Annotated in this window: 11 protein-coding genes; 9 read left to right on the top strand and 2 right to left on the bottom strand. The window is 72.2% G+C overall.

All coding sequences use genetic code 11. The annotated features are described in order from the left end of the window. Positions 1-137, bottom strand: a 137-nt coding sequence (locus tag ABWI07_RS44525; protein WP_502912875.1) for an SCO2583/SCO2584 N-terminal domain-containing protein, incomplete at its 3' end; no start/stop codon positions are given. 255 nt (positions 138-392) lie between these two features. Here ABWI07_RS44525 and ABWI07_RS32690 point away from each other — a divergent pair. From ABWI07_RS32690 to ABWI07_RS32660, 7 genes are all read left to right on the top strand, one after another. Then, positions 393-1,553, top strand: coding sequence for a steroid 3-ketoacyl-CoA thiolase (locus ABWI07_RS32690; protein WP_149264143.1), 1,161 nt, complete (start codon positions 393-395; stop codon positions 1,551-1,553). A gap of 60 nt (positions 1,554-1,613) precedes the next feature. Continuing rightward, on the top strand, positions 1,614-2,603 hold the full coding sequence (locus ABWI07_RS32685; protein ID WP_149264144.1) for an MBL fold metallo-hydrolase: 990 nt from the start codon (positions 1,614-1,616) through the stop codon (positions 2,601-2,603). 192 nt (positions 2,604-2,795) lie between these two features. After that, positions 2,796-4,067: a cytochrome P450 gene (locus ABWI07_RS32680; RefSeq protein ID WP_149264145.1), complete on the top strand. Its 1,272-nt coding sequence runs from the start codon at positions 2,796-2,798 to the stop codon at positions 4,065-4,067. 36 nt (positions 4,068-4,103) lie between these two features. Next, complete coding sequence (locus ABWI07_RS32675) at positions 4,104-5,339, top strand: cytochrome P450 (protein ID WP_149264146.1); 1,236 nt, start codon at positions 4,104-4,106, stop codon at positions 5,337-5,339. A gap of 28 nt (positions 5,340-5,367) precedes the next feature. Then, positions 5,368-6,651, top strand: a complete 1,284-nt coding sequence (locus ABWI07_RS32670; protein WP_353820927.1) for a glycosyltransferase family 4 protein — start codon at positions 5,368-5,370, stop codon at positions 6,649-6,651. 43 nt (positions 6,652-6,694) lie between these two features. Then, complete coding sequence (locus tag ABWI07_RS32665) at positions 6,695-7,456, top strand: class I SAM-dependent methyltransferase (protein WP_200842383.1); 762 nt, start codon at positions 6,695-6,697, stop codon at positions 7,454-7,456. Next, positions 7,446-8,561: a glycoside hydrolase family 15 protein gene (locus ABWI07_RS32660; protein ID WP_149264149.1), complete on the top strand. Its 1,116-nt coding sequence runs from the start codon at positions 7,446-7,448 to the stop codon at positions 8,559-8,561. Before ABWI07_RS32665 ends, ABWI07_RS32660 begins: the two co-directional genes overlap by 11 nt. Positions 8,562-8,600: 39 nt before the next feature. On the opposite strand, the gene ABWI07_RS32655 is transcribed toward ABWI07_RS32660, so the two are convergent. Next, complete coding sequence (locus ABWI07_RS32655; RefSeq protein ID WP_353820929.1) at positions 8,601-9,272, bottom strand: class I SAM-dependent methyltransferase; 672 nt, start codon at positions 9,270-9,272, stop codon at positions 8,601-8,603. A gap of 238 nt (positions 9,273-9,510) precedes the next feature. Between ABWI07_RS32655 and ABWI07_RS32650 the strand changes: the two genes are divergently transcribed. Beyond that, a complete protein-coding gene (locus tag ABWI07_RS32650; protein ID WP_149264150.1) occupies positions 9,511-9,702 on the top strand; it encodes a ferredoxin in 192 nt (63 codons plus the stop codon). 79 nt (positions 9,703-9,781) lie between these two features. Continuing rightward, the gene (locus tag ABWI07_RS32645; RefSeq protein ID WP_353820926.1) at positions 9,782-10,870 is read left to right on the top strand and encodes a Zn-dependent alcohol dehydrogenase; all 1,089 of its coding nucleotides are present in this window, start codon (positions 9,782-9,784) and stop codon (positions 10,868-10,870) included. The last annotated feature ends 119 nt before the right edge of the window (positions 10,871-10,989 follow it).

The following is a 10,989-nucleotide window of genomic DNA, read 5'->3' as shown; positions in this document are numbered from 1 at the left end:
CGCCGCCGGGCCAGGCGCGCCCGCCACCGCTCGCGCCGCCCCGGCGGGCGGGCGCGCTCGCGCGCGGACGGTTCGGTGAAGACGGCGCTCCTGACGAAGTCCTCGTCGAACACGGGCTCGTCGAAATCTGCGGCCATGGGACTCTCCGGCGCGGGGGGCTCGTCGTGCGCCCCAGGCTAATGGACGCGGCCGACGCTCCCTCGAACGCCGCGTTCCGGCGGGCCGCCTTCCCGAGGCGCCGGCCGCGTGTCCGGCCTGGCCGGGAGGCCCGGGGCGCCGGGCGTCCGGTGCGGGATCCCTCTGACCGGGACCGCTCTTCCCCCGGAAAGTTAGAACACGTTACAGTCAAAGGCGAATCCTGTTCTAGGAATTCTGTTCTACAAGGAGACCGCATGGGTACCCCGGTGATCGTCGAGGCGGTGCGCACGCCGCTCGGCAAGCGTGGCGGCTGGCTCGCGGGCCTGAAGCCGATGGCCGTCCTCGCGCACGCCATGAACGCCGTCGTCGAACGCTCCGGCATCGACGCCGCCGAGGTGGAGCAGGTCTTCGCGGGCTGCGTCACGCAGGCCGGCGAGCAGGGATCGCACATCGGCCGCTACTCCTGGCTGTACGCCGGGCTGCCGTGGCAGGCCGGCGTGACCACGATCGACGCGCAGTGCGGCTCCTCGCAGCAGGGCGTGCACCTGGCGGCGTCCCAGATCGCGGCCGGCGTCGTGGACGTCGCGATCGGCTGCGGCGTCGAGGTGATGAGCCGCGCCCCGCTCGGCAGCAACGTCCTGCCCGCCAACCCGCGGCCCGACGACTGGTCGCTCGACATGCCGAACCAGTTCGAGGCCGCCGAGCGGATCGCCGCCCGCCGCGGCATCACCCGCGCCGACCTCGACGCGTTCGGCGCCCGCTCCCAGCAGCTCGCCGCGAAGGCCTGGGCGGACGGCCGCTTCGACCGCGAGATCGCCCCCATCACCGCGCCCGTCCTGGACGCCGAGGGCAACGTCACCGGCGAGACCCGCGAGGTCACCCGCGACCAGGGCCTGCGCGAGACGACCGCGGACGGGCTCGCCAAGCTGAAGCCCGTCCTCGGCCCCGAGGGCCTGCACACGGCGGGCACCTCCTCGCAGATCTCCGACGGCGCCGCCGCCGTCCTGCTCATGTCGGAGGAGAAGGCGCGGGCCCTCGGGCTGCGGCCGCGCGCCCGCATCCGGGCGCAGGCCCTCGTCGGCGGCGAGCCGTACTACCACCTGGACGGCCCGGTGCAGTCGACCGAGCGCGTCCTCAAGCGCTCCGGCATGACGATGGGCGACATCGACATCACCGAGATCAACGAGGCGTTCGCGTCGATCGTGCTGTCCTGGGCGGCGGTCCACAAGCCGGACATGGACAAGGTCAACGTCAACGGCGGCGCCATCGCCATCGGGCACCCCGTCGGCGCGACCGGCGCGCGGCTGATCACCACCGCGCTGCACGAGTTGGAGCGCCGCGACTCGGGCACGGCCCTCGTCACGATGTGCGCGGGCGGCGCCCTCTCCACCGCCACGATCCTGGAGAGGGTCTGAACACCGTCCCGCGGAGCCACGACCAGGCCCGAACCACGACAGGCGCGAAAGGCGGTCTCGGTGCAGCCGGAACCTGAGGACCTCGGCGGGGGGCTGTGGAGCGTTCCCGTCCCCATCCCGGACAACCCCCTCGCGTACACGCTGGTGTACGCGCTGGAGAGCCCCCGGGGGCCCGTCCTGATCGACGCGGGCTGGCAGCACGAGGACGCCTGGGCGTCCCTGCGCGACGGGCTCGGCACGTTCGGGATCGACGTCGCCGACGTGCACGGGGTGGTCGTCACCCACTTCCACCCCGACCACTCGGGTCTCGCCGGCCGGGTCCGGGAGGCGTCGGGCGCCTGGATCGCCATGCACCACGCCGACGCCGCGATCGTCCGGCTCTTCAACGAGGTCGGGCACGGCGGGCGGCGCGCGTTCGAACTGACCGCGCTCCGCCGCGCCGGCGCGGCCGAGTCGGACCTGACCGGGCCGGCCCAGCCGGCCCGGGTCTCGCCGCCCGCGATCCCGGACCGCGAGCTGTCCGACGGCGACCTGGTGGACGTGCCCGGCCGCCGGCTGCGGGCCGTCTGGACGCCCGGCCACTCCCCCGGCCACATCTGCCTGCACCTGGAGGACGGCGACCGCATCTTCACCGGCGACCACGTCCTGCCGCGCATCACCCCGCACATCGGCCTCTACCCGTACGACACCCCGGACGTGGACCCGCTGAGCGACTTCCTCGGCTCGCTCGACAAGGTGTCCGCCATGGGCGTGGACGAGGTCCTGCCCGCCCACCAGTACCGCTTCCGCGGCCTCGGGGAGCGCGCCCGCGAGATCATCGCCCACCACGAGGAGCGCCTCGCGGAGGTGGCGGCGCTGCTGTCGTCGAGCCCCGTCACCCTCTGGGACCTCACCGCCGGCCTCACCTGGCGCCACCCGTGGGCGGACATGGCCCAGCAGGCCCGCCGGATGGCCGCCGCCGAGGCCGCCGCCCACCTGCGCACCCTGGAGACCCGGGGCGTCGCCCGCCGCGAGGGCACCGACGACCCCCTCCGCTACAGACTCCGCTGACCCACCCCGAGGCCGCCCGCGGACGCGGGCGGCACGGGCCGGGCGGGTGCGTCGTGGGTCACTCTCCTGGGCGAGACCCTTGATGAGACTGGAGTCTCATGTTAGAACCTGTTCTAGGTGCGTAGCACCAAGCAAGCGCTCAAACGGCCTGCTCGCCTCGTGTGGTCTCCACCCCGGCACGAAGGATCTTCCATGGCACTCGCGACGTCCCCCGACTCCCTCGCCCGGGCCTTCCGGGCCCCCGAGATCGACATCATCGATCCGGGCGTCTACGAGCGCGGCGGGATCCCGCACCGCCAGTTCCAGTGGCTGCGCGACAACGACCCCGTCCACTGGCACCCGGACCCCAACGACGGCGTGCCGGGCTTCTGGGCGATCACGCGGCACGAGGACGTGGTCTCGGTGTCGCGCCGCGCCGACCCGTACTCCTCGCACGAGCGGACGTCGATGTTCGAGGAGTTCTCCAGCGACGACATCGCCATGTACGGGCAGATGATGCTGTTCCAGGACCCGCCGGACCACACCCGGCTGCGCGCCCTGGTCAACAAGGGCTTCACCCCGCGGATGATCGGGCGGCTGGAGGACCACATCCGCAAGATCTGCAACGAGCTGATCGACGAAGCCGCCCCGCTGGGCGAGTGCGACTTCGTCGAGCGGTTCGCGGCGCCGCTGCCGCTGTACACGATCTGCGAGCTCCTCGGCGCGCCGATGGAGGACCGCGAGAAGATCTTCCACTGGTCGAACAAGCTCGTCGCGTTCAACGACCCCGAGTTCATCGGGGGCCGCGAGGAGTCGACGCTGTGCGCCGCCGAGTTCGCCGAGTGGGGCGGGCAGCTCGCCGCGGCGCGCGAGTCCACGCCGCGCGACGACATCGTGACCAAGCTGCTGACGCCCGACGCCGACGGCGGCAGGATCACGCTGGAGGAGTTCCAGCTGTTCGTGATCATGCTGTCGATCGCCGGGAACGAGACCACCCGGACCGCCACCGCGGGCGGCATGATCGCCTTCTTCGAGCGGCCGGACCAGTGGGCCCGGCTGCGGGAGGACCGGAGCCTGCTGCCGAAGGCGGTCGAGGAGATCGTCCGCTGGGTCAGCCCGATCAACCAGTTCCGCCGGACGGCCCTGGTCGACACGGAGATCGGCGGGCAGCAGATCAAGGCCGGGGACAAGGTCGTGATGTTCTACGGGTCGGCGAACCGCGACGAGCGCGTGTTCGAGAACCCGTTCGCCTTCGACGTGGCGCGCGACCCGAACCCGCACATCGGCTTCGGCGGCGGCGGCCCGCACTACTGCCTCGGCACGCACCTCGCGCGCATGAACCTGCGGATCATCTTCGAGACGATCCTGGAGCGCATGCCCGACATCGAGCTCGCCGGGGAGCCGCGCCGCTTGCGGTCCAACTTCGTCAACGGCTACAAGGAGATCCCGGTGCGCTTCACGCCCTCGGCCCCCCTGGGAGGTTGACGGCGCCCATCACTCCGGACGAGGAGGTTCGAGGCGATGACCACCACCCCCGACATCGAACTGGTCGACCCCGGCGCGTACGAGCACAGCGGCGTCCCGCACGGGCAGCTGGCCTGGCTGCGCGAGCACGAGCCGGTGTTCCGCCACCACGGCGACCCGGAGCGGGGCTACCCCCCGTTCTGGGCGATCACCCGGCACGAGGACGTCGTGCACGTGTCGCGGCATCCGGAGCTCTTCTCGTCCTGGCGGCGGCTCGCGCTGTTCGACGAGCCCCCGGAGGAGCACCTCGTCCTGCAGCGGATGATGATGCTCAACCAGGACCCGCCGGAGCACACGCGCAAGCGGAGCATCGTCAACCGGGGCTTCACCCCGCGCGCGATCGGGGCGCTGGAGCAGCACATCCGCGACATCTGCCGGCTGCTCGTGGCCGAGACCGCCGAGCGCGGGGAGGAGGCCGACTTCGTCCGCGACCTGGCGGCGCCGCTGCCGCTCTACGTGATCTGCGAGCTGCTCGGGGCGCCGCCCGAGGACCGGGAGAAGATCTTCCACTGGTCGAACACGCTGATCGGCGGGGACGACCCGGAGTTCCAGCGGACGCCGGAGGAGGGCCAGGAGGCGGCGACCGAGCTGTACGCCTACGCCAACGAGCTGGCGGCGGCGCGGAAGGAGAACCCGCGCGAGGACATCGTCACCCGGCTGCTCCAGCCGGACGCCGGCGGGGAGGTGCTGACCGGGGACGAGTTCGAGCTGTTCGTGCTGCTGCTGTCGGTCGCCGGGAACGAGACGACCCGGAACGCGGCCTCCGGCGGCATGCACGCGCTGCTGGAGCATCCGCTCGAGTGGGAGCGGCTGAAGGCCGACCCGTCCCTCGTCCGGACGGCGGTGGACGAGATCGTCCGCTGGGTCACCCCGGTCAACCTGTTCCGGCGGACGGCCGCCCGGGACACCGAGATCCGCGGCCGGAAGATCGCCGAGGGCGACAAGGTCGTGGTGTTCTACTCCTCCGCCAACCGCGACGAGGCCGTGTTCGCCGACCCGTACCGCTTCGACGTGGGACGGGACCCGAACCCGCACATCGGCTTCGGCGGCGGCGGCCCGCACTTCTGCCTGGGGTCCCATCTCGCCCGGCTTGAGCTGAGTGTGCTCTTCGAAACACTCTTGGACGCCATGCCCAATATTGAACTCAGCGGTAACGTTCGCAGGCTAAGGTCTAGTTTCATCAATGGGGTAAAGGAGATGCCGGTACGGGTGCGTCCGGCGTCCCTCGACTGACGGGAGTGGTGCGTGGGCAGGGGATGGCGTGGGTGAGGCAGGCGAGGCGGGCGGTCCGTTGCGGGTGGCCCTGCTCTCGTACCGCAGCAAGCCGCACTGCGGCGGGCAGGGCGTCTACCTCCGGCACCTGAGCAGGGAGCTGGTCGATCTCGGGCACCAGGTGGAGGTCATCTCCGGGCAGCCGTATCCGGAGCTCGACCGCGAGGAGATCACCCTCACCAAGCTGCCGAGCCTTGACCTGTACCGGGACGAGGACCCCTTCCGCACCCCTGCCCTCGGCGAGTTCCGCGACTGGCTGGACGTCCTGGAGTTCGCGCACATGAAGACCGGCGGCTTCCCCGAGCCGCTGACGTTCAGCCTGCGCGCCCTGCGGCTGCTGCGCGGGCGCCGCCGCGACTTCGACGTCGTGCACGACAACCAGGTGCTCGGCCTCGGCAACCTCGGCATCGCCCGGCTCGGGCTGCCGCTGGTGACGAGCATCCACCACCCGATCAGCGTCGACCGGCGGATCGACATCGAGGCCGCCCGCGGCCTCAAGCAGAAGCTCGGCAAGCGCCGCTGGTACGGGTTCGTCGGGATGCAGTCGCAGGTGTCGCGGCGGATCGGGCCCGTGCTGACGGTGTCGGAGTCGTCCAAGGTCGACATCGTCAAGGACTTCAAGGTCGACCCGCGCGACATCGAGATCCTGCCGCTCGGCGTCGACACCCGGATCTTCCACCCGCGCGGCGAGCGCGTCCCCGGCCGGATCGTCGCGATGGCCAGCGCCGACGCGCCGATCAAGGGCGTGGACGTGCTGCTGCGCGCGGTCGCCAAGGTCGCCACCGAGCGGGACGTCCACGTGATCGTGGTCAGCCGGCCGCAGAAGGACGGCCCGACCGAGCGGCTCGTGCGCGAGCTGGCGCTCGGCGAGCGGGTCCGGTTCGTCAGCGGCATCAGCGACGACGAGCTGGGCGAGCTGCTGGCGTCCGCGGAGATCGCCGTCGTGCCCTCGCGCTACGAGGGGTTCTCCCTCCCGGCCGTGGAGCACATGGCGTCCGGGACGCCGCTGGTGGCGAGCCGCGCCGGCGCGCTGCCCGAGGTCGTCGGCGACGCCGGCGTCCTGGTCGCCCCGGGCGACGTGGAGGAACTGGCCGCGACCCTGCACCGCCTGCACGACTCCGCCGAGGAGCGTGCGCGGGTGGGAGCCGCCGGCCTCGCGCGCGTCCAGGAGCGGTTCGCCTGGCCCGCCGTGGCGCAGGCCACCGTGGAGCACTACCGCGCCGCCATCATCCAGCAGAACTACCGGCGTCTAGCCGCGCGCAAGGGCAAGTGAGGGAGCGTCCGCAGACGCGTCCCTGTACGGAAGGAGCACGACCCTGCTGACCGTGGATTTCCAGCGGTTCCGCATCTCCCCCGGAGACCGCGTCCTCGACATGGGATGCGGCGCCGGACGGCACGCCTTCGAGCTGTACCGGCGGGGTGCGCACGTCGTGGCCTTCGACCAGGACGCCGGGGAGCTGTCCGGCGTCGACAAGATGTTCGGGGCGATGCGCCTCGAAGGCCAGGTGCCCGAGGACGCGACCGCCGAGACCGTGCAGGGCGACGCGCTGGACCTGCCGTTCCCCGACGACCACTTCGACGCGATCATCGCGTCCGAGGTGCTGGAGCACATCCCCGACGACATGCGGGCGATGCGGGAGCTGCTGCGCGTCCTCAAGCCGGGCGGCAGGCTGGCGGTGACGGTGCCGAGCTGGCTGCCCGAGCGCGTCTGCTGGGCCCTCTCGGAGGACTACCACACCGCCCCCGGCGGGCACGTGCGGATCTACACCCGCGCCGAGCTGGAGGCCAAGCTGAAGTCGGTCGGCTTCCGGGTCGGCGGCCACCACCACGCGCACGGGCTGCACGCCCCGTACTGGTGGATCAAGTGCGCGGTGGGGGTGGACAACGACGGCAACCCGCTCGCCAAGGCCTACCACCAGATCCTCGTCTGGGACATCATGAAGCGGCCGCTCGCGACCCGGCTGGCCGAGCGCGTGATGAACCCGCTGATCGGCAAGAGCGTCGTCGTCTACTTCGCCAAGCCCGCGGCGCCGGACGCGCCGGCGGCCCCGGCCAAGGAGACGGCGGATGCGGTCTGAGACCGCGCCGCCCTCGGTCCCCGGAGTCCTGACGGCGGACGACGTCGTCGCCACCGCGCGGAGCATCGCGGCCCAGCAGGAGCCGTCCGGCGCGATCCCGTGGTTCTCGCCGACGCACGGCGTCCCCGGGCACGTGGACGCCTGGAACCACGTCGAGGCCGCGATGGCGCTGTCGGTCGCCGGGCTCGGCGCGGAGGCCCGGCGGGCCTACGAGTGGCTGCGCGGCGTCCAGCGCCCGGACGGGTCGTGGCCCGCGAAGTGGGTGCTGGGCGAGGTCACCGAGCCGGGCGGCGAGTCCAACCACGCCGCCTACGTCGCGGTGGGCGTCTGGCACGAGCTGCTGACCACCGGGGACGAGGACTTCGCGCGGCACATGTGGCCGGCGGTCCGGCGGGCGATCGACTTCACGCTCGGGCTGCAGACCGGGCGCGGCGAGATCATCTGGATCCGGCACGAGGACGGCGAGCCGTCCGACCACGCCCTGCTGACCGGCTGCTCGTCCATCTACCAGTCGCTGCGCTGCGCGGTCGCGCTGGCCGAGCGGCTCGGCGAGCACCAGCCGGACTGGGAACTGGCCGCCGACCAGCTCGGGCACGTGGTGGCCGCGCATCCGGAGGCGTTCGCCGACAAGAGCCGCTGGTCGATGGACTGGTACTACCCGGTGCTCGGCGGGCCCGTCCGGGGCGCGGACGCGGCGCGCCGCTTCGCCGAGGGCTGGGACACGTTCGTGGTGCCGGGCCTCGGCTGCCGCTGCGTGTCGGACCAGCCGTGGGTGACCGCGGCGGAGAGCTGCGAGCTGGTGCTGGCGCTGGACGCCGCGGGCGACCGCGACCGCGCGCTGGAGCTGTTCGCCACCATCCAGCACCTCCGGCACGAGGACGGCTCGTACTGGACGGGCTGGCAGTTCGAGAACGAGCGCCACTTCCCCGGGGACCGCTCCACCTACACGGCGGCGGCGGTGGTCCTGGCGGCGGACGCGCTGGCGGACGCCTCCCCCGGCGCCCGGCTGTTCAAGGAGATCGCGGGACGGCCGCTCGGGCCGTCCGAGGCGTCCGACCCGCTGGCGTGCGGCTGCGCGCTCGTCGCGGCCGCCAACCGCGCCTGACCCGCTCCCCGGACGGGGCACGGGTCAGGCGGTCCGGGCTCAGGCGGGTTCGTTGTGGGCGGGGGTGAGCGGGTCGGCGTCGCTGACGCGTTCCAGGACGCGCAGCGAGCCTTCCGCACGGCGCTCCTCGAAGGCGCCGCTCGCCAGCGCCCGCTGGTAGAGGCGGTAGGGGGCCTGACCCCCGTCCGCGGGGTCGGGGAAGACGTCGTGGATCACGAGGGCCCCGCCGACGGCGACGTGCGGAGCCCAGCCCTCGTAGTCGCCCCGCGCGTGCTCCTCGGCGTGGCCGCCGTCGATGAACAGCAGCGCCAGCGGCGTCCGCCAGAACGCCGAGACGGTACGGGACTGCCCGACGACGGCGACGACCTCGTCCTCCAGCCCGGCCGCGAGGATCGTCTTGCGGAACTTGGGCAGGGTGTCCATCCGGCCGGTGCTCGGGTCGACCAGGGACGGGTCGTGGTGCTCCCAGCCCGCCTGGTTCTCCTCCGAGCCGTGGTGGTGGTCGACGGTGACCAGGACGGTGCCCGCCAGCCTGGCGGCCGTCCCCAGGTACACGGCGGACTTGCCGCAGTAGGTGCCGACCTCCAGCATCGGCCCGGTCGCGGCTAGGCGGGCGCCGTACTCCAGGCCCGTCTCGTACAGGGCGAGGCCCTCACCGTCCGGCATGAAGCCCTTGGCGCCGCGCGCGGCGCGCAGCAGCTCGGCGGGCATCGGCGTTCCCGCCGACGGTGCGTCGTCGCTGGTCGTCCCCGGTCCGGTGGACGCCTTGGTGTGGGTCATCGATCTCCTCCGTCGGGGCACCATATCCGACATCGCCGGGATGAGACCCGAGTCTCACCCCGAGTCTTGCCGGACCGAGCTGGAACGTGTTCTACTTTCGAGGTGAACCACCCGTTTCCGAACGATATTCGGTAGGTTGACGGGTGTGTCCTCTCGAACGGAGCAGACGATGAGAGTACGAGTCGACCCGCTGGTGTGCGAGGCGAACGCCGTGTGCGTCGGGCTCGCCCCCGAGGTGTTCGACCTCAACGACGACGACGAGCTGCAGATCCTGCAGCCGGACGTCCCGGCCGAGGAGCAGGACCGCGTGCGGCACGCGGTGCGGTCGTGCCCGAAGGCCGCGCTGACGCTGGAGGAGTAGCCGGACGGCTGCCCGCCCCCCCCCCCCCGTTCACCCACCCCAGACCCCCGGTAACAGCTCAGGCACAGTGGAGGCAGCCATGGCACGCGCCGCGGTACTGCATGCGGTCGGCGACAAGGAACTCGACCTGCGCGACGACGTCTCGACGATCGATCCGGGCCCCGACCAGGTGAAGGTCAGGATCAAGGCGACCGGGGTCTGCCACTCCGACCTGTCCACCATGACGGGCGTGCTGCCCTCGGCGCTGCCGACGGTCATCGGACACGAGGGCGCCGGGGTCGTGGCGGAGGTGGGCGACCGGGTGACCGGCGTCCAGCCCGGCGACCACGTCGTCGTCAACTGGACCCCCGACTGCGGGGAGTGCGCCGAGTGCCTGCGCGGCGAGCCGTACCTGTGCATGACCTACCTCGCGCAGTCCTTCTCCGAGCCGGGGTTCAAGCTCGGTGACGGCAGCCCCGCGTTCGGCATGGCGGGCACCGGCACCTGGGCGGAGGAGATCGTGCTGCCCCGCCGCGGCGTGATCAAGATCGCGGAGGACATCCCGTTCGAGTACGCGGCCCTGCTCGGCTGCGGCATCCCCACCGGCGTCGGCGCGGTGATCAACACGGCGAAGGTGACGCCGGGCTCCAAGGTCGCGGTGGTCGGCGCGGGCGGCGTCGGGCTCTCGGTCATCCAGGGCGCCAGGATCGCGGGCGCGTCCACCATCCTCGCGATCGACCCGAACGAGGCCAAGCACTCCATCGCCAAGCAGTTCGGCGCGACGCACACCGCAACGCTGGACGGCCTGGAGGAGGCCAAGGGGCTGCTCACCGGCGGCGCCGGCTTCGACTACACCTTCGAGGTCGTCGGCAAGTCGGCGGCGATCACCACGGCGTGGAACGCGACCCGGCGCGGCGGCGACGTCATCGTGGTGGGCGCCGGCGCCTTCGACGACAACTGGAGCCAGACCGCGTTCGCGCTGCTGTTCGACGGCAAGAGCCTGAAGGCGTCCCTGTACGGCGGCTGCGACCTCAAGCGCGACATCCCGCTGTTCGTCGACCTCTGGCGCGCCGGGAAGCTCGACATCGACGGCCTCATCAGCCGCCGGATCGGCTTCGAGGACCTGAACGACGCCGTCCGCGCCCTGACCAACGGCGAAGTGATCCGCCAGGTCGTCCTGTTCGACTGAGTCCCAAGATCTGCGGCGCGCCGTCCCGCAACCGCGCCCATCCCGGGACGGCGCGCCGCATGTTTCGCGGACGCGTATCATCCATGTCTGTTCTGTCGGGCTGCGAGTCGGGCTTGGAG

Source organism: Actinomadura sp. NPDC000600 (assembly GCF_040492135.1).
In the GTDB taxonomy this organism is placed as follows: domain Bacteria; phylum Actinomycetota; class Actinomycetes; order Streptosporangiales; family Streptosporangiaceae; genus Spirillospora.
This window is presented reverse-complemented; position numbering and strand designations above follow the sequence as displayed.

Bases quoted from the DNA above. Each gene is read 5' to 3' on its own strand.
- ABWI07_RS32645 (WP_353820926.1), top strand. From the start codon at position 9,782: ATGGCACGCGCCGCGGTACTGCATGCGGTCGGCGACAAGGAACTCGAC.
- ABWI07_RS32690 (WP_149264143.1), top strand. From the start codon at position 393: ATGGGTACCCCGGTGATCGTCGAGGCGGTGCGCACGCCGCTCGGCAAG.
- ABWI07_RS32655 (WP_353820929.1), bottom strand. From the start codon at position 9,272: ATGCCCGCCGAGCTGCTGCGCGCCGCGCGCGGCGCCAAGGGCTTCATG.
- ABWI07_RS32650 (WP_149264150.1), top strand. From the start codon at position 9,511: ATGAGAGTACGAGTCGACCCGCTGGTGTGCGAGGCGAACGCCGTGTGC.
- ABWI07_RS32675 (WP_149264146.1), top strand. From the start codon at position 4,104: ATGACCACCACCCCCGACATCGAACTGGTCGACCCCGGCGCGTACGAG.
- ABWI07_RS32660 (WP_149264149.1), top strand. From the start codon at position 7,446: ATGCGGTCTGAGACCGCGCCGCCCTCGGTCCCCGGAGTCCTGACGGCG.
- ABWI07_RS32680 (WP_149264145.1), top strand. From the start codon at position 2,796: ATGGCACTCGCGACGTCCCCCGACTCCCTCGCCCGGGCCTTCCGGGCC.